Raw genomic sequence first — 25,087 nt, forward strand, 5'->3', positions numbered from 1 at the left:
GTGATCAGCAGGCTTATCTAAAGCCCACTGCGGCTTGCCACACAAAGGCCAACAGCAGGAAAAAGATCGGAATTACGGGCAGGACATCCACTAGGGGATCAAAGATAGAGTATGCCTCAGGCAGTTTTGCGAGCAGGAGTGCGGCTTCCATCGACGTTTCCACCTCTTCAACACAGTTTCTCAGAATTGCCACACATTTTAACACGACCGCACCCGGTAGCCCCGGCCAACAGTTAGATTTCCGGAAGTTCCGAAGTCAGCCAGGGGCTGAATTCCTCAGCAAAGCGATCGCGGAGGATGGCATCGCGAATACGCTGGGTAAACCTCACCAGCTCTGTAATGTTATGGATTGACAGCAGGGTGAAGGCCAGTAACTCATGGGCATGGATCAGGTGGCAGAGGTAGGCACGACTAAAGGTTTGACAGGTATAGCAGGGGCAGGTGGCATCTAAGGGGGCAAAGTCTCGGCGAAAGCGAGCATTTTTCAAGTTCCACCGCTCCCCCGCCACCAAAGCGGTGCCGTGGCGCGCCAGCCGGGTAGGAATGACACAATCGAATAGGTCCATACCCGCTGCGATCGCACGCACCATTTCCCGATAGGTGCCCACCCCCATCAGGTAGCGGGGCTTGTGCTGCGGCAGTAGCGGCGTAATCGCCTGGACAATTTTTTCGATCAACTCCGGTGGCTCACCGACACTCACACCGCCAATGGCATACCCCGGCAGATCCAGCGCGGTCAGAGCCACCGCCGCCTCTCGACGCAGATCCAGATACACCCCCCCCTGAACAATGCCAAAAAGTGCCTGGTGGGGAGCTTGGTGAGATGCCATACAACGTTGCAGCCAGCGGTAGGTACGATCCGTCGCCACCTTCACCGCCTCCCAACTGGCGGGATAGGGCGGACATTCATCAAAGGCCATCACCACATCCGCCCCCAGCTCCATCTGAATCCGCATCGACTCCTCTGGAGTGAGGTTAATAATACGACCATCCTTAGGGGAACGAAAAGTCACCCCCTGCTCCGAGATGCTGCGCATCTCACTCAGGCTAAAGACCTGAAACCCGCCCGAGTCCGTCAACATGGGACCATTCCAGCCCATAAAGCGATGCACGCCCCCCGCCCCCGCCACAATGTCTTCCCCCGGTTGCAGGTGCAGATGGTAGGTGTTAGCCAGCACCATCTGGGCTCCGGTGGTCTGGAGCTGAGCCGGGGTAACGGTTTTGACATTGGCCAAGGTTCCCACGGGCATGAACCGAGGGGTCTGGACAGGACCATGGGGGGTGGTGAAGGTGCCTGCTCGGGCCTCGGTGTGGCTACAGCGGCCTTCGCATTGGTAGGTAAAGACTGACAACGTGGTATTTCCGAAGATTCAGGTGTTTCCCGCTGAGCGGACTGGGGCAAAAATTGACAGAACCTCAATCTTAAAGCCCAGCGTCAAGCCAATGTTGGCCTCCCGCAAAAATGTCTCAGCGATTCCACGGCGAGTTCCCCCACAGACAATCTCCGCCATAGAAACTAGCACTCTGCGGCGTAAATACTCTGACCGTTCTATCGTGGCACACTCAGCCCCTCACCCTAGCCCTCTCCCACGGGGAGAGGGAACCGGAAAATGTTGGGCTGACACGACAATCGTGGACTGATTTACGCCTGCGGTACTAGCACCTGACCAAACGGTCCTCCCTAGGGGTTGCAGGGCTGTGCGCTCCATGGGGAAACTTTCTTTTCGGGAAATGGCCTAAAGACAGCGATGGGTGGGTTACGGTGAATCGTGGTAATCGTTAAGCTAAATCCACATCTAAGTTCATAACTTCAAGAACCACTATGGCTGAGCCCGCCCCCACCACGACTACACCGAGTCAGGATCCCCCCCCCTCGGACCCACGCGGCAGCAAAGCCCGCCAACTTCTAGGGATGAAGGGTGCTGGCGCTGGGGAAACCTCCATCTGGAAGATTCGCCTGCAACTCATGAAGCCCATTACCTGGATTCCCCTAATCTGGGGTGTCCTCTGCGGCTCCGCTTCCTCCGGACAGTTCACCTGGAGTGTGGAAACCGTCTTGGTGGTGGCGGCCTGTATGTTACTGTCGGGTCCCCTGCTGACGGGCTATACCCAAACCCTCAACGACTTCTACGATCGCGACATTGACGCCATCAACGAACCCTATCGCCCCATTCCCTCGGGGGCAATTTCCGTTCCCCAAGTGGTGGTGCAAATTTTGCTTCTCTTGGGGGCTGGTATTGCCGTTGCCTATGGTTTGGATCGCTGGGCAGGTCATACTTTTCCCACGATTACCGCTCTGTCCCTGGGGGGATCGTTTTTGTCCTACATCTATTCCGCGCCGCCCCTGAAACTGAAGCAAAATGGCTGGCTGGGCAACTATGCCCTCGGAGCCAGCTATATTGCCCTACCTTGGTGGGCGGGTCATGCTCTGTTTGGGGAGTTAAACCTGACCATTGTGCTGCTAACCCTGTTCTACAGCATGGCGGGGTTGGGGATTGCGGTAGTCAATGACTTCAAAAGTGTGGAGGGTGATCGCCAGATGGGGCTCGCTTCCCTACCGGTAATGTTCGGAGTCGGCACCGCCGCCTGGATCTGTGTGCTGATGATTGATATTTTCCAGGGGGGCATCGCAGCCTATCTGGTGGCGGTACACCAGAATCTCTACGCCGTGCTGTTGGTGCTGCTGATTATTCCCCAGATTACCTTTCAAGACATGTACTTTCTACGGAATCCCCTGGAAAACGATGTGAAGTATCAAGCTAGTGCCCAACCCTTCTTGGTTTTGGGTATGTTGGTGACGGCATTGGCCCTGGGTCACAGCACGGTAGTCTAGGACGATGGAGGCTGGTAGAATCTGCGCAGTTATGGGCAGGAGCTGCAACCCAGCGTCCGATTGTAGGGGTGCCGTTTTAATAACCATTGCAATACCGGAACCATTGCAGTACAGAGGCATGGGGGCATAAGGTGACGAGCGTCTTCTCTAGGTTTCGAGGATTCTGGGCCGTACAACACCAGAAGACTGGGGGTTCAGATTCCCTGCATCAGAATTTTGCCCAAGCCGATGTGGCGGGGGCAGCCCTATCCCCTGAGGCCAAACCTCAAAAAGTACGATCGCCTCGCTATCGGCGACCCCTGCACTATCGACCTTTGTTTTGGCTGGTACTCTTGGTGGGGGCCATGGGCACGGGGGGAGCCCATCGGGTCCATCGGGTCTGGCGATCTACGGATGCCCAACTGCCAGATACGGCTAAGCTCCTCACCTATGAACGGGGTGGCACCATCACCATCAGAGCGGGGGATGGCAGGGTTTTACAGAAACTTGGTCCCGCTACCCGCGACAAGGTCGCCTACGATGACATTCCTCCGGATCTTCTGGAAGCTTTCATTGCGGCTGAGGATCGGCGGTTCTATGAGCATAGTGGTGTAGACTTTCAGGCTATTGTCCGGGCTGGTTTGGCTAATGTGCGCCAGCAGGATGTGGTGGAAGGGGCCAGCACCATCACCCAGCAGGTGGCCCGCATTGTTTTTCTGGATCAAGACCGCAACTTTCAACGCAAGGTTCGGGAAGCCCTGATCGCGTTGAAAATTCAGCAGGACTACGACAAGTCGGTAGTGCTAGAGCGCTATCTGAATTTGGTCTATCTGGGGGCCGGGGCCTACGGGGTAGCTGATGCTGCCTGGATTTACTTTGGTAAAGCCGTAGATGAGTTGACCTTAGCGGAGTCCGCCATGATTGCGGGGATGGCCCCAGCTCCTAGTGTTTACTCTCCCCTTGTGGATCCGGTTGCTGCCCTGCGCCAGCGTAATTTGGTCATTGGTCGGATGCTAGAGACGGGGGTCATTACCCAGGCGGAAGCGGATACCGCCCGTGCCGCTGAATTGCTGACCACCCCCAAGGAACCGAGGTATCTCTACAGCGAGTTTCCCTATTTCACCATCTACATTCAGAGACAACTGGCGGAACTCCTGCCCCCGGAGGTGATTGAAGCCGGGGGACTGGAAGTTGAAACCACGCTGAATATAGACTGGCAACGCAAGGCCCAGAGCACCATTGAGGAAACTGTCGAGGTCCAAGGGCAACGGCAGCGCTTTGGCCAGGGTTCTCTGGTGGCGGTGGATCCCCGCAATGGCGAGATTAAGGCCATGGTGGGGGGCACTGATTTTAATGAGAGTCAGTTCAACCGAGCCACCCAGGCCCAGCGGCAGCCCGGATCTACCTTCAAAACGTTTGTTTATACCACTGCGATCGCGGCAGGGTTTGACCCCTCCAAGAGCTATGCCGACGCTAAGTTTGTGGTGGATGGCTATGAGCCCAAAAACTATGGCGGTAGCTATAGCGGCAATGTCTCCATTCAGCGGGCGCTAACTTCCTCTATTAACATCGTGGCGGTGAAGGTCTTAATTGACGTGGGCTTCGACCCCGTAATCGAGATGGCTCAGCGGATGGGTATTGAGTCCCCCCTCAATGCCACCTACTCCATGGCCCTGGGAGCCTCCGAGGTCAATCTGCTGGAAATTACCAGCGCCTATGGCACCTTGGCCACGGCGGGTAAGCATGTCCAAGCCCATGGAATTCGGCGGATTGTAGACAGTGCTGGGAATGTCCTCTATAGCGTCGATGCGACGCCCCAACAGGCGGTGGATGCCGACACCGCCGCGATTATGACCTGGATGCTCCGAGGGGTGGTGGAAGGGGGCACCGGTGCAAGAGCTGCCATTGGCCGCCCAGTGGCGGGTAAGACGGGCACCTCTGAACGCAACCGCGATCTGTGGTTCATCGGCTACATCCCCCAATTGGTGGTGGGGGTTTGGCTAGGCAATGATGACAGTAGTCCCACCTATGGTGCCAGCAGCACCGCTGCTTACACTTGGAGACAGTTTGTTTCCCAACTGTTGGACGAGATTCCCGTTGAAGAATTCCCGCCCCTGCCCCAACTGGCGGGACGGCGGGGCAGCATTGAGGCGGAGCCCGTGAAGCCTGGTCGGGTGACAGCTAGTCCCAACAGTGACGAGAGTAGGGACGATCGCCCGGAGGGTGAATCCTCTGGGGTAGCCGAACAGGAGCCGACGCCTGCGAGTTCTGAGGAATCCGCCACACCTGCTGCCCCCAGCAGCGGCGGGGGCAGCGGTAGCCGTCCGGCCCCGAGTGGGGGATCCAGTGGCGGGGGGAGCTCTCCTCCGGCTCCGGCCCCCGCTCCGGCCCCGGCTCCGGCCCCGGCTCCGTCTCCAGAACCTGCCCCGGCTCCGGCCCCCGCTCCGGCCCCAGAACCTGCCCCAGCCCCGGCCCCAGCTCCGGCTCCCCCACCCACCCCTGCGCCCAGTGGCGGCAGCGGGGACTCGGCAGGGGAGTAGCCCCATCTCTTCTCTACAGAATACCCAGACGCACTAGCAAGGAAAATATGACGATGTCCCTAATCTGGATGACCGAGCTGGCTACCGCTGAGGCGGCCAGCTTTCCCTACTTCACCGCTGTCTATGTGGTGGGATTTGTTGCAGCAGTGGCCATTGGCTCTCTGGCTTGGTACAACTCCAAACGACCCGCAGGTTGGGAAGACAAAGATCGCCCAGATTTTATTCCCAAGGTCGATTCACCAAAGGATGAGACGGAGACAGGCACCTAATCGCAGGTTTATGCCGCGATCGCTAAAGCGGCCCAGGTTTCCATCTTGAGATGGAAGAAGCGATCGTCTTCGGGAGCGATCGTCGGTTTGCTCTCAGTTTGAGCATTCTCGCGCCCCGCGCTATCCAGATCTGCTAAAAGGGCTTGGGCGACGGCAAGGGGTTGGGACAAGGTGATCAGACGGTCTCCCTGCAATACGATGCCCTGCTGCCGCAGGGTATCCCAGGTGTGGTGAAAGGGGGTCATACTCAGGACTGCAAAGACTTCCAGGGTGCCCGCTGGATGCTTGAAAAGCCATCCCCCATCGCTCTCTGGAAAAACACGTTGATCATCGGGACCGATTTTGGCCGCTGTGACCAGGGTTTCTAAGGGTTCATCGGGTAGGGGCGGCTCGACCAAGGTGGGGCAGTAGAGAGAAAAACGCCCATGGCGATCAAAGGTGGCTAATAGGGCATAGACGGGACGACGGCTAAAGTTATGGAGCCGGAACCGCAGTCGTTGGACTGTCTCTGGCTCTGGGATATTGGCAATACCCGCTAGGGCAGCGGAGGGTTTACTCTGCCGCCGTTCCGACAGGCAGGCTGTGGCCGCTTGGGCCAGAATTTGCCGAGGTTTACCGACGGCTTCTAGGGTGAACTGGATGGGCAGGTTGGAGGATACCGGATTGTGGGTTAGACGCAGTAGTTTTGCCGCCAACAGACTTTGTAACTGATGGTTCAAACGCCCTACAGCAGTTTTGACCGCCTCTTCCTGGTCTGTGGTGGTGCCTGGAATCAGGGTGCGATCGGGGGCAAACAACCCATAACCGTTTTGGCTGATCTCCCCGGCTGCTGGAGCCGATTTCATGGGGGTAACGTTTTGGTCTGTGGGAACTGCTGCGGTCAGGGTGGGTGCGGTCTGGAGCTGAACTCGGCCAAAGAGACAATCGGCCATTTGCTCTCCCGCGATCGCAGTTGCCACATAGGGAATGCTCGCCAAGGCGCTGGTGGCATCTACCCGTTCAATTCGCGCCAAGTCTCCATCCAGGGCCACCGTCAGAGAGAGATTACGGGGCAAGAGCCGCACCGCCTCCACGACCCCCATACCCATGGCGGGGGCGGGGGGCGTCACGATCTGCACGGTCGCCGTGAGCCCTTGACGCGACTGTACCACCACGGTTTCAGGGGAAGTAGGGAGGGTGGATTGGGGGGTAACAGGGCGTAAGCGGGTGCCTGCTTCGCAGTGGGCCAGAATTGCAGGCTCTAGCCCCCCCAGCCAAACTGTAGCCGTCTTGCCCTCCTTCCCCAGGGACTGAATGGCTCCCACAACTGGAGTCATGCGATCGCTGCCCCCACCATAGAAACCCAGAGATACATTAGGACTTGCCCCTCCCTCTATCTGGGCTGTGGTCCCGGTTTTAAGCCAGCGGGTCATGGCTTGGCGGATACCTTGCCACACCTCCTGGGGGAAACGCCCCGATCGCGACACCCACAGTTGCTGGGTCAGGGCGTAGGTCAACAACCCAGCGCTAAAGCCGGACCAATCACTCTCTAGTGCCACCCGGTCTGGCCCACTCGCCCGTAACACCAAACCGGGCCAAGAAGGATGGGCCAAGACCTCTGGCTTCATGTCCGCCTCTGGCTGTCTCTGGGGCAACTCTCCAGTGGGGACCACAGGGCGCGATCGCACCCGCAAATTACCCTGGAGCCATCCCAGGGGCTCCGCTCGACTGGCATCAATTACCGTTGTAATTTGGGCACTGGAAATTTGATGCAGGCGGGCCGCCAGCCCCGCTTCAAACAAATCCTGAATCTCCGGACGATTGGCCTGGGGCAAATGACTGTCCACCGCCACCAGCGTGGGGATCGCCTGCTGGGGGCGATCGCTGAGGTAGACTTGGCCCCCCAACCCACTGAAGTGGAACACCACCAGATCCCCTGGCTGAGCCTGGGCCACCAGATGGTCCTCCAGCGCCTGCAAAATACCCTGGCGTGTAGCCTGACCGTCCACCAGAGTCACCACATCCTCCGGCAAAAATCCAAACCGCTGGATCAACAGCGATCGCTGGAGCATCACATCCGTAGTGCACCCCCGCAGAGGAGCCCCCCGTCCGGCTCCGCCATCCCCCTGCCACACCGTCTCAGGGTAGTTATCAATGCCAACTAAGAGCGCCAAACGACGCCCAGCCGACTGAGCCAAGGCCCGTTGATAGGCCCCCGCCCAGCCGGTCAAACTGCTATCGGCTAATCCCAGTGCGGCTAGGACCAGCCCTAGCCGTTGCCCAAATGCTCGTCGTCCCAGCGCCACAATGCTGCTGTTTCACTCCTAGCGGTCGTTTCAACTATCAGGCCCAGAGCAGACGACCGTGCCATGGAGATTGGGGGTAGTACCAAACCAAGCCCCATGAAGAGGAATCTAGACGCCCTGGGGAGCCCGCATTGCCCGAGCCAGTTCCGTGGCCACCTCAGGTCGAGAAAACTCTGGTGGGGGCAATTCTCCCCGGCGCAGCATCTCCCGAACCTTGGTCCCAGAAAGGTGTACCCGCTCCTCTGGGGTACTGGGGCTGGTTTTGGTTGTTGCCATTGTCCCCGTGCGCTTGCAATAAAAAGCATGCTCAAACTTGAGGGGAGTAATGCCCAACTCACCGGGCTCAAACTCGTCAAAAATGTATTGGGCGTCGTAGGTTCCGTAGTAGTCCCCTACCCCGGCATGGTCGCGGCCCACAATAAAGTGGGTACAGCCGTAGTTCTTGCGAACGATAGCATGAAAAATGGCCTCTCTAGGACCAGCGTACCGCATGGCTGAGGGATTAATGGCCAGAATTACCCGATCTTGAGGGAAGTAGCGATCCACCATGATTTCGTAACACCGCATCCGCACATCAGCGGGAATGTCATCGGATTTGGTGGCCCCCACAAGGGGATGGAGAAAGAGGCCATCCACGATTTCCAAGGCGCACTTTTGGATGTACTCGTGGGCGCGGTGAATGGGATTGCGGGTTTGAAAACCCACCACAGTTGTCCATCCTTTGGCCGCAAATTGTGCCCGCGAAACCGCCGGATCAATCTGGTAGGTAGGAAATAGGGGATGGGGATCTCGCTGGAGTAGCCACACAGGGCCAGCTAAGTTGATCGGTCCCTGGTCGTACACCACCTTGACTCCAGGGTGCTTCTCCTCATCCGTGCGGTAGACGTGGGTGGCTTCCTTGACCTTGTCGTAGGTGTACTTTTGGGTCAGCTCTAAGACTCCCACAAAGCGGCCACTACTATCATCTAGGCGCACCAGGGTGCCTTCCTCTAGGGGGGCGGCAATGGCCTCATCCACAGACAGGGTGACGGGCACCGACCAGGGCAAACCGTTGGCAAGACGCATATCCGTCACGACGGTCTCGTAGTCCGCTTGGGCCATAAATCCGGTCAGGGGGCTAAAGCCACCGATGGCGATCATCACCAAGTCAGAAAAGGCACGATCGTCTAAGGGCACTACGGGCAAGTGATCTGCCTTGGCAAGAAACTCTTGACGCTGCTCTGGGGACACGATGCGATTGATCAGGGTGCCGCCGTGGGGGGCATTGTCACCAATGGAATGACTCAAGATATCGTCCTCTGTGTCTACTGCTTATTGACTACTTTTAATCCACTGAAATCTATTGAACACCAATGAGTTATCCGTGGGGGAGATTTAATACTCACTGGAGGGGGTGGGGGAGTGATGGGGTGGGGGAGTGATGGAGTGATGGGGTGGGGGTTGTAGGGTGCATAGCGCTAAGGCGTGGCTTCGCCCACGCGAAGCAATGCACCGTCTTCGTTGCCGGGTGACCCCTGATGGGGTGTGTTGGCGAAGCCTGCCCAAAGGGCTTGGGTAATGGGGTGTTGGGGTGGATGGGTAGGGGCGCGGTTTCCGCGCCCAATGCAGAGGGTGACAGGTGTGAACGGTAGGGGCGGGTTTGGTTCGCATTTGGCGGACTGTTCAGAACTGTTTCTGGTGCCCTGGCTCTGCATCCCCTGTGTTCTGTAGGGGCAATCCCTTGTGGTTGCCCGGTGAGCGGGTGACCGATATTGGGCGGGTAGTGGGGTGTTATTTAGATGGATCTTGGCTCTTCCCGCAGGGTGGGCCTACGGAGATGACTGTTGAGGTGGAAGCTTCTAAACCGAGGCAAAAAACTCCTTGGACTTCACCGGGTCGGGGTTCATGGTCTTTTCCCCTGGTTGCCAGCCCACAGGGCACACCTCATCGGGGTAAGCCTGGACATGTTGGATCGCCTGCAACACCCGCAGCGTCTCATCCACACTGCGTCCGAAGGAAAGATTGTTGATGGTGGCATGTTGAACCACCCCTTCCTTATCGATGATGAAAAGGCCGCGCAGGGCAACACCTGCATCGGGATCCAAAACGTTATAGGCGGTACTGATTTCCTTCTTGATATCAGACACGAGGGGATAGTTCAGATCACCAACTCCTCCGAGTGTCCGTTCTGTCTGAATCCAAGCCAGGTGGGAAAATTCACTGTCTACTGAGATACCTAAGACCTCGGCATTGAGGTCTTTGAACTCACTGTAGCGATCGCTGAAGGCGGCGATTTCTGTGGGACAGACAAAGGTGAAATCCAGAGGATAGAAAAACAGGACGACGTATTTACTGCGAAAATCGGATAACTTGAGGGTTTTGAACTGTTGATCGACCACTGCCGTCGCGGTGAAGTCGGGAGCGGCTTGGCCCACTCGCAAACAGCCTTCTGCCGGACTGGTCATAATACACATTCTCCTAAAACCGTATTGATGCAACGCAACCGAATGGACTGACCAGAAGACACCCTGCATGACGGAGCTTGAGTCGTAGTCCTGGATGCCCTTAGGTCCACCACCGCTACAGGTCTTTTTGACTATATCACCACAGCCATTCTGCCTGTTTTTCGGGCTCTCCCTGCCCCTAGAACAAGGGATTGGGGGGTTCCAATCGTTGCCAAATCGTCGCTAGGATGGAGGGCAAGATGGCAGTTGTCGTTCACGATAGCAGTCGCTAGTCCGGGGGGCACTGAGCATCAGAAAGGTGCTCGGTATCTGGAGCAAATTAGCCCAAGCGATTATTCACAAGGGAACTTAACTCTTGAACAACCCCGCTCTAGGGTCAATTAGGGGCCAAGGGAATTCCCTGTGCACCGATCGGGTTCAGGGGGGACGCCCACAACGGCAGGGACCATCGGTCGGTGGGTATGTCGGTAGGTATGTCGGTGGGTATAGTTGTGTCTTGCTGGGGGTGATCACCCTACTGGGGGTGGGGGGCTGTGACCAGGGGGCTACCTCCCTACAGGGGATGGAATTCCCTCAACTGGCAACCCTGGGGCAGCCTGCTTTCTTGCAGAATCCTGCCGCTGCCGCCGCCTATCGTCAGCGAGGACTCCAACTCCGGCAAGGAGGGGAGATGACGGATGCGATCGCAACTCTGAAAACAGCCGTGGCCCTGGATCCCAATCACATCCCTGGGCAAGTGCTTCTGGGCTGGACCCAACACCTAGCGGGTCAGCGACCTCAGGCCATTGCCACCCTGCAACGGGCTCTGACCCAACAGCCAGAGGATATTCCCGCCCTCAATGCTCTGGGCATCGTGTACTTGGTGGAAGGGGATTTGGCTGCCGCGATCGCAACCCACACCCAGGCGAAGACCCTGAAGCCAGACAATGAAATTGCCCATTACAACCTGAGTCTGGCCTATCAGCGCTGGCCAGACCTGCCCCAGGCCATTGCCCATGCTCAGCAAGCCACGGAACTAGAACCCTATAACCCCCATCCCTGGGTAGCGCTAGCCCTGGCCCATTGGAGTGCAGGTGATAGGGCTGCGGCCCAAACCGCCTACGGTACAGCCCTGGCCCTAGATGGGCGCTACCGAGATCGCGCCCACCTAGACCACCTCAGCCGCGCCGGGTTTAGTCCCGAACAAATCACCACCGTAACGGCCCTGTGGCAAGCCCGATAGGAGCATGCCATCCACCACAATTTCCCCGTAATCTCAAAGAAAACCTGAGGGTGTCTAGGAGAGACAAATAAAGTTGACTACTCTAAACACAGCTTGTGGCCCTAGGGCGCTGGAATTGGGCAAGGTAATTACCCCAATGGAGCTAACATCCAATTGGGCAATCCCATTGGACTAGCCGATTCCCCCGCAGCGTATCCAGGCGTGAGCGATCCTTCCCCGTCCTCAACCCCCTAAACAGACCTATGGCACAGAGTTTTGGTGTAATTGGCCTCGCCGTGATGGGCGAGAACCTCGCCCTCAACGTCGAGCGCAATGGTTTCCCCGTCGCCGTGTACAACCGCTCCCGCGACAAAACTGATCTCTTCATGGCGAAACGCGCCCAGGGCAAAAATGTCCAGGCCACCTATTCCCTCGAAGAATTTGTCACCGCTCTGGAGCGGCCCCGGCGCATCCTGGTGATGGTCAAAGCCGGTGGCCCCGTAGATGCGGTGATTAACCAGCTCAAGCCCCTCCTCGATGAAGGAGACATGATCATCGATGGCGGCAACTCTCTATACAACGATACGGAACGCCGGGTGGAGGAACTAGAGTCCACGGGCCTCCGATTTATCGGCATGGGGGTCAGCGGCGGTGAGGAAGGAGCCTTGAATGGTCCCAGCCTCATGCCCGGTGGTACCCGCGCCGCCTACGATTCCATCGCCCCCATTGTGCAGAAGATTGCCGCCCAAGTGGATGATGGTCCCTGCGTCACCTACATTGGTCCCGGTGGCTCTGGTCACTACGTCAAGATGGTCCACAACGGCATCGAGTACGGCGACATGCAGCTCATTGCCGAAGCCTATGACCTGATGAAGAACGTCCTAGGTCTGGGGCATGAACAGCTCCATGATGTCTTTGCCGAATGGAACCTGACGGACGAGCTGAACTCCTTTTTGATTGAAATCACCACGGACATCTTCACCAATCTGGATGAAGAGACCGGGACGCCCTTGGTGGAATTAATCCTAGACGCGGCGGGACAAAAGGGCACCGGGCGCTGGACCGTCATGAGCGCCCTGGAAATGGGGGTGGCGATCCCCACCATTACCGCTGCGGTAAACGCCCGCATCATGTCCTCCATTAAGGCCGAACGGGTCGCCGCCGCCAAGGAACTCAACGGCCCCCCTGATCGCTTTGAGGGGGATGTGAAAGCCACCATCAACAAGATTCGCGACGCCCTGTACTGCTCCAAAATCTGTTCCTATGCCCAGGGTATGGCGCTGATCGACAAGGCGTCCCAAACCTATAACTACGGGGTAGATCTGGGGGAAACTGCCCGCATCTGGAAGGGGGGCTGCATCATTCGTGCCCGCTTTTTGAACAAGATCAAACAGGCTTACGATGAGAACAGTAGCCTTGCTAACCTGCTGCTGGCTCCGGAATTCAAGCAGACCATCCTCGATCGCCAATCGGCATGGCGCGAGGTGATTGCCATGGCAGCCCAACTGGGTATTCCCGTCCCGGCCTTTAGCGCATCCCTGGACTACTTCGATAGCTATCGCCGCGATCGCTTGCCCCAGAACCTAACCCAGGCCCAGCGGGATTATTTCGGTGCCCACACCTATGACCGAGTAGACAAGGAGGGTGCATTCCATACGGAATGGACCAAGGCTCCAGCCCATGTCTAGTGGTCTGTCAAACCTAATTTTGTAGGTTGGGTGCAGTGCTAGCGGAACCCAACATGGCCCACCGCTGTTGGGTGACCCTTCGTTTCACCCAATCTACGCAGACTCACAAAGGTAAGGTTGACAGACCACTAGTACTGGGCGGCGTAAATACCCTGGCCGTTCCATCGTGGCACACTCGGCCCCTCACCCTAGCCCTCTCCCACGGGGAGAGGGGACCGGAAAATGAACGAAAGCCCAAGTTTGGGAGAGGGGTTAGGAGAGATACCTTCCAGGCTGTGAGGGAGATTATGGGGTGAGTCACCCCACCCCATAATCTGGGAACTGGTCATAATTTTGTAGCGGTCATATAAACTTGACTCTAACCTTAAAGTTGGCTCCTAAGATGTACCAGGATTGTCGCAGGCTGCGCTATCCTCTAAGGCGCTATCCTTAAACCCATTCCACCATCTTGGGTGGTAAACCTGCCTCGTCCGAGGGCTTTTTAAACTCCAATGGTATGAGCGACACCTCAGCATTTATTGCAGGTTGTGCCACCACTGGCGCTGCGGCGCTAATGTTGTTGTTGGCTCGGATTGGGGTGAGCGAATCCTCTCCGAATGTGGATCTAGCCTCACCGCCTGCGTTAAATGAGGCGGTGATTCCAGTGCCCTCGCCGCCGCCCGGACTAGAGATGAATACCGAGGCCCAGGAAAAGTTGCTGGAAGCGCTGAAACAGCAACAGGCTTTAACCACCACCCTAGAGACCCAACTCAATGAGCAACAGGGCCTAATCCGAGATCTGGAGTCCCAACTTCAGGAGGAGCGCTTGGAAACCCGTGCGATCGCGACTCGCCTGGATGCCTATGAGCGATCGGTTAATAACCTGACCTCCCAACAACAGCAGTTGGCTGGCGTGCAGCAAGATACCGACAAAACCCAGACTTCCCTCCTCTGGGTGGGCGCAGGGTTGGTGATTGTGGTCCTCGTGGGCGGGGCCGTTGTGCTGCTGATTTTAGTAATACTGGTGGCCTTCCAAGCCCGTAGTCGGTCTCAGCGCCCCAGCCAAATCGTCTACGCACCGGATATCCCACCCCCCAGCTATCCCTACTATCAACAGGAATTCTTGCCTACAGCTCCCCGCCCCCGTCGGGTCCAGGCCCAAGACATCTATGATTACGATTAGACTGCTCCGTCTCGCCTCCATTCAGGGTAATCCGTAGCTCTCACTACAAACCGTGGGACGGTGAGCCCGTATTCCAATAAAGCATAGACAAATACAGGCGGTCAGTGATCCGTCTGTCAGGAGGTTGGTGGTGCTGTTCAATGACTATGATCCCGGTGATTTCTATGACGAACTCTTTGTTCGTCAGCAGGAACCTCGCCCTGAGGCTAGGCTGCTAATTGACCGCATTAACGAACTGTCCCTAGAGGATTTGCAGCAGCGGCAACGGGCCGCCCAACATGCCCTCTTCAAGTTGGGCGTGACCTTCAATGTCTATAGCGACGATGAAGGGACTGAGCGCATTTTTCCCTTTGATGTGGTGCCTCGGGTGGTGGCGGCCCAGGAATGGGAATGGCTAGCGCGGGGGCTTCAGCAGCGGATTCAGGCATTGAACTGCTTTATCCACGATGTCTACAACGATCAAAAGATTCTCAAGGATAATGTCATTCCCCGTCATGTGGTGGAATCGGCTCCAGGGTTTCTGAAACCCTGTATGGGGCTCCAGCCACCGGAGGGAATCTGGTGCCACATCACGGGTACCGATCTGGTGCGCGATCGCGATGGCCGTTGGTACGTTTTGGAGGACAACCTGCGCTGCCCCTCTGGCGTTTCCTATGTGCTGGAAAATCGGCGGGTGATGAAGAGTACCTTCCCCCAGCTTTTTTCGGTGCTGGATATTCAGCCCGTGGATGACTACGCCAGCCAGCTCCTGGAAACCCTACTCAACCTGGCTCCCCCTGCCCTCAGCGATCCCCGCGTGGTGGTCCTCACCCCTGGCATTTACAACTCCGCCTATTTTGAGCATTCTTTCCTAGCCCAGCAGATGGGGGCGGAACTGGTGGAGGGACGAGACTTGGTGGTGTCAAACGGTTACTTGCAGATGCGGACCACCAAGGGTCTCCAGCGGGTGGATGTGGTCTATCGGCGCATCGATGATGACTTCATCGATCCCCTCGCCTTTCGCCCCGATTCCCTCCTCGGGGTGCCCGGTCTGATGGAGGTCTACCGTCAGGGTCGAGTTGCGATCGCAAATGCCATGGGTACTGGCGTCGCCGATGACAAGCTCATCTATGCCTACGTGCCCGAGATGGTGCGCTACTACTTAGACGAAGATCAGATCATCCCCAACGTCCCCACCTACTTCTGCGAAGATCCCCAACAGCAAGCCCATGTCCTGGCCAACCTGGACCAATTGGTGGTGAAAGCCACCAACGCCTCCGGAGGCTACGGCATGTTAGTCGGCCCCCAATCCACCCCAGCGGAGCAAGCCGAATTTGCAGAACTGATCCAAGCCAATCCCCGAGGCTACATCGCCCAACCCACCCTCTGCCTCTCCCGCGTCCCCACCCTCATCGGCGACACCTTTGAAGGTTGCCACGTCGATCTGCGGCCCTACATCCTCTTTGGCAAAAAAATCCACGTCAATCCCGGTGGCCTCACCCGTGTCGCCCTCCGCAAAGGGTCTCTCGTGGTCAACTCTTCCCAAGGGGGAGGGAGTAAAGACACTTGGGTTGTTAAAGGTTAGGGGGTGATGGGGTATTGGGGTGATGGGGTATTGGGGTGATGGGGTATTGGGGTGATGGGGTATTGGGGTGATGGGGTATTGGGGTGATGGGGGTAGGGGTGATGGGGGTAGGGGCGCGGAAACCGCGCCCAATGCAGGATGTCGCCCATGGAATTTGTGTTCTGGTGCCCTGGCTCTGCCTGGGTACCTCTGCCGGAGGCTCTGCCTCCCCTGTGTTCCGTAGGGGCAATCCCTGTTCTGTTCTGTTCGCGTATTTGAATTAATCACCATGCTCAGTCGTGTTGCCGATTCCATCTACTGGATTAACCGCTATGTAGAGCGGGCAGAAAATGTGGCCCGCTTTGTGGATGTGAATCTGAATTTGCTGCTGGATTGTCCCCCAGGGGTGACCCAGCAGTGGGAACCCCTAGTGGTCACAACGGGGGATTTAGAGGTATTTCGGGAGCGCTATGGCGAGGCGAGCGCGGAGAACGTGCTCCAATTCTTTACCTTTGATCGCGAATATCCCAATTCCATCCTGTCCTGTCTTCAGCGGGCGCGGGAAAGTGCTCGCTCGGTGCGGGAGATTATTTCTTCAGAGATGTGGGAGCAGGTCAACGACTTTTACCTCAAGGTCATGGAGGCAGCCAAGGCGGGGTCACTGTCTAATATCCACGAATTTTATCCCCAGGTGAAAATGGCCAGTCACCTATTTGCCGGGGTAATGGATGCCACGATGGCCCACAACGAAGGCTGGCACTTTGGGCAACTGGGGCGGCTGTTGGAGCGGGCGGACAAGACAGCGCGAATCTTGGATGTCAAATACTACATTCTGCTGCCCTCGGCCAAGGCGGTGGGGACACCACTGGATGATCTCCAGTGGATTGCTCTGCTCAAGTCCGCCAGCGCCTATGAGATGTATCGCAAAAATCAGTACCGCATTACCCCAACGGGGGTGACGGAGTTCTTACTCTTAAACCGGGAATTTCCCCGGTCTATCCACTTTTGTTTACTGGAGGCGGAGCGATCGCTCCATAGCATTTCCGGGACAGCAGCGGGAACCTGGAGCACCCCCAGCGATCGCGCCCTCGGACGCCTGCGATCGGAGTTGGAGTACGTCACCATTGAGGAAATCTTCCAGGACGGCCTCCATGAATTCCTAGATGGTCTTCAGAGCCGCCTAAACGGAGTGGGGGGCTGTATTTTTGAGGATTTCTTTTCCCTCCAATCGGCCTAGGCGTGGGGCAATTCATCATTGCCAGATCGCTGAAATCCTGGAAGCGTATTCGGAATGCTGGGGTGCCCCTGCGGGTGATTCAGGAGATTAGCGGCCACCGGAGCTTGGCTAGTTTGCAACGGTATCTGGAGGTGAGCCCCGAGCAGAAGAAGGCAGCGATCGCGGCTCTGGGGTATTAATGCTCCCAGGTCTCATGTCCTAACGGAGCGTACGCGAGTAGGTCGCGCCGGATGCGCCAGGGGGGCAAAAACTCATCCATCAGGGCTTTGAAGCGGTCATTGTGATGACGTTCGAGCAGGTGCACGAGTTCGTGAACCATCACGTATTCCAGGCACTCGGGGGGCTTTTTGGCTAGCTCTAGGTTGAGCCAGATGCGGCGCTGCTGACTGTTACAACTGCCCCACTTAGTTTTCATTTTCTTGACGCCCCAGGCGCTAACCTGTTGGCCAATGATCGGCTGCCAGAACACTAGCAAGGGGGGGATACGAGCTTTGAGCTGCTGGCGATACCACTCGATTAAAACCCTAGTTCGGTTTGCGGGGGTGGTGCCAGGATTCACAAACAGTTGGAGGGTACTGTTGTTTTTCACAACCACCTCGTGGCGACCGCGCCGTTCGATCACCTCCAGGCGATAGCGCTGGCCAAACAGGTAGTGGCTCTCGCCGCTGACCATTTCTCGCGCTGACTGGCGGGGCTGAGCCTGAAACGCCGCCTGCTGCTTGCGAATCCAACTGAGACGGGAAATTACGGCGAGGCGAATGTTGTCGTCGGTGAGGTGTTCGGGAGCCGAGACTCGCACTTGGCCATCGGGGGGGTAGACGCCCAGGTGCAGATTTTTGATCGGCTTGCGCATGACCTGCACGGGAATGTCGCGAATCACGATGGCGGTCGTCCCGGCGGCTGGATTAGGAGCTGAATTGGGGGCTGGATCTAAGGTGAGACTATTGGTACTCACGTTGGTTCTTTAGCAATTCCATCACCTGGTCGAGGTTGACATTGTAGCCTGCGGATTCTTCGCGCACGGCGCGGGCCACTTCTCGTTCTTTGAATTTGTTGCCAATCCAGTCAGCTTTCTTGGTGTAGCGTACCGCTGTGTCGATGCGCAGAGCTAAGGCTTCATTTTGGCCCAAGTTGTCGTAGAGCGATCGCTTGGCTGGGGTATCCAGGGATGTGGGATAGCTGTCTAGGTCAGCGTCAGCAGCGGGCTTGACTTGGCCTGCAAGCTGTTTCACCTGCTCTAGGTACTCCTGGTAGCTGATGGCCTGTTGTCGTCGTTGCTGGATCAGAGCGTCCAGCAGCTCGGACATGCGATCGTAGTATTTGGGGTTGACCGGGCTTTCCTCGGTGATCACCCGCCGCAAGTTGTTCTCGATGGTTTCGGCTACGGCATCTTGGTTGTCGCGGATGCCCTTGGGCAGTTGCTCACAGGCAGCGGTAGTGCCTCGCTGGACGATCAGATCGATCAAGCCCATCTCGTCGAGGTCGGAGATGGTCTCGCTGGGGTCGGCGCGAATGTAGCTGTCGAGCAGGCGGCGCATGGCGGGCTCGTACTGCTTCATGTCGATGTAGTCGCCGCTGGCAATTTTGACCTCGTGGCCCATCGTTTCATAATGCTTGACCTCGGCCTGGATGGTGGCGATTTCCTGGGGCGAGTAGCCTGCTGCGGCCATTTCGTTGGCCAGGTTGGCATAGGCGCGTACCAGGGCCGCGACTACCTGGTAGAGGGCGACGCGCTTGGGTTCGTTGGCGGCTAGGGCGGTTTTGTCGGCGGTGTCTTCGGCGCAGAAGTAGTGCAGGTAGTCGAGCCTTTCGCGGGGCAGGCGCACGGGCTCGCAGAGGGCTTTGACCTGTTCGCGCAGGTCTTCGAGGCGATCGCGGCCTTTTTCAATGCGATCGCACAGCAGTCCAGCGACATCCTCGGCGTCATAGTTCTCGAACGCGCCGCTGGTGTAGTCGGTGATCGCCCCCTCTAGGGACTTAAACAGGTCTTTGTAGTCCACGATGTAGCCGTATTCTTTGTCGTCGCCGTCGAGGCGATTGACCCGGCAAATGGCCTGAAACAGGCCGTGATCCTGCATATTTTTGTCGATGTAGAGGTAGGTGGCGCTGGGGGCATCGAAGCCGGTGAGCAGCTTATCCACCACAATCAGCAGGCGCATCTGGCCCGGTTCTTTTTTGAAGCGATCCTTCACCTGCTGTTCAAACTCTGCCACCCGGTGCATGGCCCGGTCTTCGGGTTCATTAAAGTACTCCGCTAACATGCGGCGGTAGATGGCGTACTGGTTCAGCTTCTCGGTTTCGCCTTCGCCGGTTTCTTCGCCTTTGATGTCGGCGGGGCCGGGTTTGTAGCTGGTGACGATCGCACATTTCCCCGCCAGGTCAGTATGGCTGAAGATCTCGTAGATTTTGCAGGCTTGGTAAATGCTGGCGCACACCAGGATGGCGTTACCGCGCCCGTCCATCAGCCGGGGCTTGGTCTCCATATCCATCAAGATGTCGTTAGCGATCATCTCCAGGCGCGACTGGCTAGAGAGCACGTTGCGCATTGTGCCCCAGCGCTTTTTCAGTTGTGACTTGGCCAGTTCTGAAAGGCTGCGGGTTTTGGCCTCAAACCACTGATCGACTTTCTGCTGGGAGGTGAGGTGCTGGTCAATGTCGCGAGCCTCGTAGCGCAGGTCGAGCACCACCCCGTCGCTGACGGCTTCATCAAATTTGTAGGTGTGGATGTAGGTGCCGAACACCTCTAGGCTGGTCTGTTGGTCGGCTTTGAGCAACGGCGTACCAGTAAAGCCGATGAACATGGCCCCCGGCAGCAGGGTGGTCATGGCGGTGTGGAGCTTGCCTGACTGGGTGCGGTGGCACTCGTCTACAAAGACAAACAGGTTGCCCTTGGGGCTAAAGTTGCTGGGCAGGTTGCGCTGTAGGTCTTGAATGAATTCGTCTGTGCTCTGGCTGGAGTCGGCCTCGTCGCGGTTGCCGAATTTGTGGACGAGGGAGCACAGCAGCCAGGGAGTAGGGCTGTTGAGTTTGGCGATCAGGTCGGTGCCGCTGGTGGTGCGGTAGATGGCTTCGTCTACGCCGTGGAAGACGCCTTCAATTTGTTCGTCTAGTTCGGTGCGATCGGTGATGATCAACACGCGGGCATCGGTGGCGTTTTCGCGCAGCCACTTGGCCAGCCACACCATGGTCAAGCTTTTGCCTGAGCCCTGGGTGTGCCAGATAATTCCCCCTTCGCGCTGCGGCACCCGCTGCTGGGCGGCTTTGATACCGAAGTATTGGTTGTGGCGGCAGGTCTTTTTGATGCCTGCATCAAAGACGGTGAAGTCATGGATCAGTTCGAGCAGGCGACCTTTGGCACAGAGGCGCACCAGGGCGGTGTCGAGGGCATTGTCGCTAATCGCGGGGTCGATGGTGGGTAGGTATTTGTGGCTTTTGGGGTCGGTTTTGGGGGTGTAGCGGGGGTTTTCTTCTTTCCAGGTGAGGTAATACTTCTCGGCGGTTTCGATGGTGCCGTAGCGCAGGCCCTGGGTGTCGTTCCCGGCCATGACGAGCTGCTGGGTGGTGAAGAAGGCGCGGTTAAACTCTTTGCGCTGGTTGTCGAGGTTTTGGCGAATGCCTTTGGCGACATCGACGCTGCCCTTTTTCAGTTCAAGAATGCCCAGGGCAATGCCGTTGACGTAGAGCACAAGGTCGGGTCGGCGGTTGTTTTGGCCTTTGAGGGTGACTTCTTCGGCCAGGGCAAAGTCGTTATTTTCGGGCTGCTGCCAGTCGATGAGCGGTACGGTCTGGGTTTGCTCTCCGGCTCCGGCTTTGACTTTGATGCCGTAGCGCAGCAGGCCATAGACGGCTTTGTTGGCGTCGTAGAGGTTTTGGCTATCGCCCAGGGCGGCGGCTTGGTCTAGCTCCCGCAGGGCTTTGGCGATCAGGGTTTCGCTAACGCCCTGGCGGGTGAGCCACGATCGCAGTAGGTCGGCCTCGATGTTGCGGTTGTTGGGGCGGGCCTCCCAGTTGCCTAGGTAGCGGTAGCCTAGGTGGGTTTGAAACAACTGGACGACTCGATTTTGGGTGGCTCGTTCCCGTTGGCCGACGGTGCTCACGGCTGTGCTCCTTGATGGGTGCCCGAGGTTGGGCTGCTTAACCAGTGTTCCCCAGTTATAGCAAGCCGTTTTTGGGCCAATCACTCGTTTGGGAAATGCCTCACGAAAACCAGACATTACCCGAACTCATGCTGCCAGGGGAATTTCGCACCGGATGGCTTCTTCGATCTGGCTGAAGTCACAATCGTAGTCTTCGACCAGGTCTTGCAGTGAGTCTCCAGCTTTGTACCGCTCGGCGATGATGTGGGTGGGGATGCCGGTGCCGTCGATGACCAAGCGACCGAAGGCGATGCGGGGGTCGATGACGACGATGCGGGGGTTGTGGGCTTCGTCGGAGCGGGTGAAAGGGTAGAGCTTGATGGCGAGGCCGGTGTCGTCGGGTTCGATGCGCTCTAGGTGTTGGGTGAGCACGGCTTTGAGCTGGGTTTGGCCCTGGGCAGAGGCGTTGATCAGGGTGCCATAGCGCTCGATGAAGAGGCTAATGCCGTCGGTGCGAAATTCTTCGTGGGCTAGGGGGTGGGAGACCTGGAGCTGGGCTTCGAGGTAGTCGAGGGCGGTGCGGACGTTGTCGAGCTGAATTTTGTGGTGTTTGCGGATGGCGCGTAGAACGTGGATCTCGATCAGGTTGGTGAAGGAGAGCAGGCGGGGCGTTTGTGGGGGAACGGCGATCAGGGGCTCGAAGAAGCGTTTGCCCTGGCTGACGGGGTATGAGCGGCCAACTGTCCACGACCGAATGGTGCCCACGGGAATGCGTAGGTAGCGGGCGGCATCGGGGAGGGTGTAGGTGGAGATGTCTCTCGGGTCGCGACCCTGGTAGAGATCGGTCATGGTGGCCTGGATAGTTCAGGGATGGCTCTCATTATCAACCAGATAGGGGAATCGGAATAACTTATACCAACAGCACTCACCCGGTAAGGATCTGCTGAATCATGCCCTGGTTGATGGCCTGTTTTTTGGCGCAGTGGGTCTCTAGGGGGGCGATCGCCCCCCTTTTCTATCCCTGGGCTGTCCCAAAGGCTTGCACGATCGCCTCATCAATTCTAGGTAGCTCATTGGTAAGGAACTGCTGCCAGAACTGCCGCACGTCGTCTTCAATGTCACTGATAAACATCTCCGGGCGAAGGTCTTCGGAGATGATTCTTTCGACGAGAGCCAGCCATTTCACTTCTGGGCTCGGCTGTTGTGTGGTGAATCCGAGGATGTTGTGGTCTTTGATGGATAGGTAGATTGATTGGCGAATATTGGGATCGCCTGGTCCGAGGCAGAGAATGAGCTTGAGAATGGGGGGCTCGACATGGAACTGAAGTAGCAGAATTCGTTGCGATTTCGTCCAGCCTTGGCAGCTTGTATAAGCAGGAAAGTCATCCCACCTGGGAACGGAAAAGCTGAGGATCTTTCTCGCGGTCCAGCTATCGTCAAAAACGATCTGATCCGGTGAAGCCTCGTTCACCAACTTTTTGACCAGCTTATAGGCTTCGATATCTAGGGCCGGACGATGCTCGTAGATGAGGTCGATCGCTGCCTGATGCTTTAGGTAGATATCGCGGCAGAGCTTGGCGATTTCGGAGTCTTCCATGAGGTGTCGGTTGATGAGGGTGCTGTAGTGCTGCATGAGGGTGCAGACTTCGGGCTGGAGGGTGGCGCGGTGACGATCGCACACCTCCCCAATCAAGTCTGCGACTTTGCGATAGCTGTAAACGCACCAGTGCTCTTGGTCTGCTTCGCCATCGGGAAAGATGCCTTGGGGCGTGAGGAAGACGAAGATTTGGCGGTAGTTGGGGAATTCCTGCTGAACGATTTGGCGGTAGCGCTGGAGCTGGTTAGAGTGCTCACCAGAATCGACCTTGTTCTCAATGGCACAGACGATTTGGCTACCGGGGGAAACCAGCAGGATGTCGATATTTTTCCACTCGCGGCGGACTTCGGTATCGGTGAGATCGGCAATGTCAATGTCGATGGGGCTGACGGTGGCGTTGTTGGCTCCTAGCAAGAGCTGTTTGAGGAAGGCTTTGAGAAAGATATCGCGGAGGTGATGGGGAGCGTTGGGGTTGAGCAGGAAGGAGAGGAAGCGGGAGTGGCGGATCTCCTGCCGCACCATGCCCACGGCTTCAAAGATGTTGAACTGGTTGAGCAGGCTTTCTAGGCGTTCGAGGTCGGCGTTATTGACGACGAGCTGCTCTAGCAGCTTTTGGGGATCAGGGGCGGGCATATTCATCATCAGCTATCGGTATCGGCTTGAGCGATGAGCGTTTGAAGATTGCTGGAAAGCCGTTGGTCTTCTAAGGCATACCAGAGCCAGATGTGGGTATCGAGGAGTAGCTTCACTGAAGAACTTCCCAATCGCTTTCGGGCACTGCCGGGGAAATGATGTCGCCATGAATGACACCTGTGCCCTTCATGAAACCAAAGGCTGGGCGGTGGGGGCGGTTGGCAGGTTCAGCGTGAGACTCACGATTTTGGATGAGTTCGTCTTTTAAGGACTGGAGCAGCAGCTCAATGACAGCAATGCGTTCTTCAATTGAAGCGCCATGCAGTTGATTCAAGATATCTACGTCTAGCATGACCTGTGCCTCGTCGTTAGTCATTGGCTGGCTGAGGCAATTGTAAGGCGCACTCGTCCGGTGAGGCGATCGCTGTCGTTAAACCCCAAAAGTCTAGCGGTTCCATCCCCAATCCCTAGGATGCCGCAATGTATTGATAGGCGCGGGCTTTGGCTAGCCGCAGCAGGTGTTCTAGCATCAGGTACTGATCTAGCTCGGCTTTTTCTTCGGCGGTGAGGGCTGCTGTTTTTTCACGAAAGATCAAATCGGCGACCTGCTCTTTTGCCACCTCAGAGGGCTGGAAGTTAATCAGGCTTTGGGGGGTGGTGCCTGCTGCAATGAATTCAATAATTTCTTCGTATGCCCTGGTCATGGCGGTGGGAGGCATTGGTGCGATCGCACTATTTCGGTGAACCTAGTACTCTGCGGCGGAAATACCCTGGCCGTTCTATCGTGGCACACTCGGCCCCTCACCCTAGCCCTCTCCCAAGGGGAGAGGGGACCGGAAAATGTTGGGCTGACGCGACAATAGTGGACTGATTTACGCCCTGCGGTACTAGCTCAATCTTAAGGGGTGTCCATTGGTGCTGGCCAAGCTCTGATACTTAAGACTGGCTAGGATGTTATACAAAGTATAATTTCTTGGCAACATGGATATTCAGCTTAAAAAGTGGGGCAATAGCCTTGGTCTGCGAATTCCCCATCGGCTGGTGGAGAGCTTTGGGTGGGATGAAAACTCTACGGTCGAAATGCTAGAGGTGGATGGGGCGTTGGTGATCCGTAAGAAAGCGGTGGCAACATCCCTCGATCAGCTGTTGGCGAGTATTCCTGCCGATTTTCGCTATTCCACTGATGTGGATCATTTTATGAACAGCGGGCCACAGGGACAAGAATTGCTATAGCGAAGGAGAGCATGAATGCAGCTTCGCCGAGGTGAGGTGATTCGCGTCAACTTGAACCCGACCCAGAGTAGAGAGCAAGTGGGTATCCAGGACAATCATGCTGATGCTTCTCAGTCTTCGGCAGCGACGGGCTCGTAGGGATCTTCGTAGGAGCATACTGTGCCGCGAAGAGGACGCTGTTCAGCGCTAGATTGGGCGTTGCTAGCACGAAGATCCTGCTTGAGGGACTTCAGAATCATCTCAATGACGGCAATGCGTTCTTCGATTGAGGCCCCGTTCAGTTGATTCAAGATGTCTGTGTCTAACATGACCGGTGCCTTGTCGTTAGTCATGGGCTTGGTAAGGCGCACCCGCCCGGTGAGGAGCT

Annotated in this window: 23 protein-coding genes; 10 read left to right on the top strand and 13 right to left on the bottom strand. The window is 57.1% G+C overall.

All coding sequences use genetic code 11. From position 1 onward, the window contains the following. Positions 1 to 13: 13 nt before the first annotated feature. Positions 14 to 151, bottom strand: coding sequence for a photosystem II reaction center protein K (locus LEP6406_RS0215830; RefSeq protein ID WP_008318159.1), 138 nt, complete (start codon positions 149 to 151; stop codon positions 14 to 16). An 82-nt stretch (positions 152 to 233) separates the two neighbouring features. Then, entirely contained in the window at positions 234 to 1,352 is a 1,119-nt protein-coding gene (gene tgt, locus LEP6406_RS0215835) for a tRNA guanosine(34) transglycosylase Tgt (RefSeq protein ID WP_008318161.1), read from the bottom strand. Between the two features lie 470 nt (positions 1,353 to 1,822). On the opposite strand from tgt, the gene chlG reads away from it, so the two are divergent. The 3 genes from chlG to psb35 all read left to right on the top strand — a co-directional run bounded on the left by chlG (position 1,823) and on the right by psb35 (position 5,621). Further along, a complete protein-coding gene (gene chlG, locus LEP6406_RS0215845; protein ID WP_008318168.1) occupies positions 1,823 to 2,833 on the top strand; it encodes a chlorophyll synthase ChlG in 1,011 nt (336 codons plus the stop codon). Positions 2,834 to 2,964: 131 nt separating this feature from the next. Next, entirely contained in the window at positions 2,965 to 5,352 is a 2,388-nt protein-coding gene (locus tag LEP6406_RS0215850; protein WP_008318173.1) for a transglycosylase domain-containing protein, read from the top strand. 47 nt (positions 5,353 to 5,399) lie between these two features. Next, positions 5,400 to 5,621 (top strand): photosystem II assembly protein Psb35, encoded by a 222-nt coding sequence (psb35, locus tag LEP6406_RS0215855; RefSeq protein ID WP_317133847.1) that lies wholly within the window; start codon positions 5,400 to 5,402, stop codon positions 5,619 to 5,621. Between the two features lie 8 nt (positions 5,622 to 5,629). Here the strand turns inward: psb35 and LEP6406_RS0215860 are convergent, their stop codons facing one another. The 3 genes from LEP6406_RS0215860 to LEP6406_RS0215870 all read right to left on the bottom strand — a co-directional run bounded on the left by LEP6406_RS0215860 (position 5,630) and on the right by LEP6406_RS0215870 (position 10,350). Further along, positions 5,630 to 7,906, bottom strand: coding sequence for a caspase family protein (locus LEP6406_RS0215860; protein WP_008318180.1), 2,277 nt, complete (start codon positions 7,904 to 7,906; stop codon positions 5,630 to 5,632). Between the two features lie 108 nt (positions 7,907 to 8,014). Then, positions 8,015 to 9,193 (bottom strand): sulfate adenylyltransferase, encoded by a 1,179-nt coding sequence (sat, locus tag LEP6406_RS0215865; RefSeq protein WP_008318181.1) that lies wholly within the window; start codon positions 9,191 to 9,193, stop codon positions 8,015 to 8,017. A gap of 551 nt (positions 9,194 to 9,744) precedes the next feature. Beyond that, a complete protein-coding gene (locus LEP6406_RS0215870; protein ID WP_008318183.1) occupies positions 9,745 to 10,350 on the bottom strand; it encodes a peroxiredoxin in 606 nt (201 codons plus the stop codon). Between the two features lie 505 nt (positions 10,351 to 10,855). Here LEP6406_RS0215870 and LEP6406_RS0215875 point away from each other — a divergent pair. The 4 genes from LEP6406_RS0215875 to LEP6406_RS0215890 all read left to right on the top strand — a co-directional run bounded on the left by LEP6406_RS0215875 (position 10,856) and on the right by LEP6406_RS0215890 (position 15,965). Then, complete coding sequence (locus LEP6406_RS0215875) at positions 10,856 to 11,572, top strand: tetratricopeptide repeat protein (RefSeq protein ID WP_225886697.1); 717 nt, start codon at positions 10,856 to 10,858, stop codon at positions 11,570 to 11,572. A gap of 242 nt (positions 11,573 to 11,814) precedes the next feature. Next, positions 11,815 to 13,239 (top strand): NADP-dependent phosphogluconate dehydrogenase, encoded by a 1,425-nt coding sequence (gene gndA / locus LEP6406_RS0215880; protein WP_008318187.1) that lies wholly within the window; start codon positions 11,815 to 11,817, stop codon positions 13,237 to 13,239. A gap of 496 nt (positions 13,240 to 13,735) precedes the next feature. Next, positions 13,736 to 14,401, top strand: coding sequence for a hypothetical protein (locus LEP6406_RS0215885; protein WP_008318189.1), 666 nt, complete (start codon positions 13,736 to 13,738; stop codon positions 14,399 to 14,401). Positions 14,402 to 14,531: 130 nt separating this feature from the next. Next, positions 14,532 to 15,965 carry a circularly permuted type 2 ATP-grasp protein gene (locus tag LEP6406_RS0215890; RefSeq protein ID WP_008318191.1) on the top strand — a complete coding sequence of 478 codons (1,434 nt, stop codon included), beginning with the start codon at positions 14,532 to 14,534 and terminating at the stop codon, positions 15,963 to 15,965. Here the strand turns inward: LEP6406_RS0215890 and LEP6406_RS32945 are convergent. Beyond that, a complete protein-coding gene (locus LEP6406_RS32945; protein ID WP_155834702.1) occupies positions 15,962 to 16,114 on the bottom strand; it encodes a hypothetical protein in 153 nt (50 codons plus the stop codon). The genes LEP6406_RS0215890 and LEP6406_RS32945 overlap by 4 nt on opposite strands. A 119-nt stretch (positions 16,115 to 16,233) precedes the next feature. On the opposite strand from LEP6406_RS32945, the gene LEP6406_RS0215895 reads away from it, so the two are divergent. Together LEP6406_RS0215895 and LEP6406_RS32950 are read left to right on the top strand one after the other, a co-directional pair. After that, complete coding sequence (locus LEP6406_RS0215895) at positions 16,234 to 17,181, top strand: alpha-E domain-containing protein (protein ID WP_008318195.1); 948 nt, start codon at positions 16,234 to 16,236, stop codon at positions 17,179 to 17,181. A gap of 2 nt (positions 17,182 to 17,183) precedes the next feature. Beyond that, positions 17,184 to 17,360: a hypothetical protein gene (locus LEP6406_RS32950; RefSeq protein ID WP_202807533.1), complete on the top strand. Its 177-nt coding sequence runs from the start codon at positions 17,184 to 17,186 to the stop codon at positions 17,358 to 17,360. On the opposite strand, the gene LEP6406_RS0215905 is transcribed toward LEP6406_RS32950, so the two are convergent. From LEP6406_RS0215905 to LEP6406_RS0215935, 6 genes are all read right to left on the bottom strand, one after another. Next, positions 17,357 to 18,136 carry a M48 family metallopeptidase gene (locus LEP6406_RS0215905; RefSeq protein ID WP_008318198.1) on the bottom strand — a complete coding sequence of 260 codons (780 nt, stop codon included), beginning with the start codon at positions 18,134 to 18,136 and terminating at the stop codon, positions 17,357 to 17,359. The two genes, LEP6406_RS32950 and LEP6406_RS0215905, sit on opposite strands and share 4 nt — an antisense overlap. Beyond that, positions 18,123 to 21,278, bottom strand: coding sequence for a type I restriction endonuclease subunit R (locus LEP6406_RS0215910; RefSeq protein ID WP_008318200.1), 3,156 nt, complete (start codon positions 21,276 to 21,278; stop codon positions 18,123 to 18,125). The genes LEP6406_RS0215905 and LEP6406_RS0215910 overlap by 14 nt, the downstream gene beginning before the upstream one ends. Positions 21,279 to 21,404: 126 nt before the next feature. Continuing rightward, positions 21,405 to 22,106: a DUF433 domain-containing protein gene (locus tag LEP6406_RS0215915; protein WP_008318203.1), complete on the bottom strand. Its 702-nt coding sequence runs from the start codon at positions 22,104 to 22,106 to the stop codon at positions 21,405 to 21,407. A gap of 166 nt (positions 22,107 to 22,272) precedes the next feature. Next, positions 22,273 to 23,487, bottom strand: coding sequence for a PDDEXK-like family protein (locus LEP6406_RS28425; RefSeq protein ID WP_162160889.1), 1,215 nt, complete (start codon positions 23,485 to 23,487; stop codon positions 22,273 to 22,275). A gap of 112 nt (positions 23,488 to 23,599) precedes the next feature. Beyond that, positions 23,600 to 23,863: a hypothetical protein gene (locus LEP6406_RS0215930; RefSeq protein ID WP_008318207.1), complete on the bottom strand. Its 264-nt coding sequence runs from the start codon at positions 23,861 to 23,863 to the stop codon at positions 23,600 to 23,602. Between the two features lie 91 nt (positions 23,864 to 23,954). After that, positions 23,955 to 24,191 (bottom strand): hypothetical protein, encoded by a 237-nt coding sequence (locus LEP6406_RS0215935; RefSeq protein WP_193364928.1) that lies wholly within the window; start codon positions 24,189 to 24,191, stop codon positions 23,955 to 23,957. 277 nt (positions 24,192 to 24,468) lie between these two features. Between LEP6406_RS0215935 and LEP6406_RS0215940 the strand changes: the two genes are divergently transcribed. Then, positions 24,469 to 24,720, top strand: coding sequence for an AbrB/MazE/SpoVT family DNA-binding domain-containing protein (locus LEP6406_RS0215940; protein ID WP_008317587.1), 252 nt, complete (start codon positions 24,469 to 24,471; stop codon positions 24,718 to 24,720). Between the two features lie 110 nt (positions 24,721 to 24,830). Here LEP6406_RS0215940 and LEP6406_RS0215945 read toward each other — a convergent pair whose 3' ends face one another. Then, positions 24,831 to 25,028: a hypothetical protein gene (locus LEP6406_RS0215945; RefSeq protein ID WP_027269184.1), complete on the bottom strand. Its 198-nt coding sequence runs from the start codon at positions 25,026 to 25,028 to the stop codon at positions 24,831 to 24,833. Positions 25,029 to 25,087 lie beyond the last annotated feature (59 nt).

The sequence above is a fragment of the Leptolyngbya sp. PCC 6406 genome (assembly GCF_000332095.2).
In the GTDB taxonomy this organism is placed as follows: domain Bacteria; phylum Cyanobacteriota; class Cyanobacteriia; order Phormidesmidales; family Phormidesmidaceae; genus PCC-6406.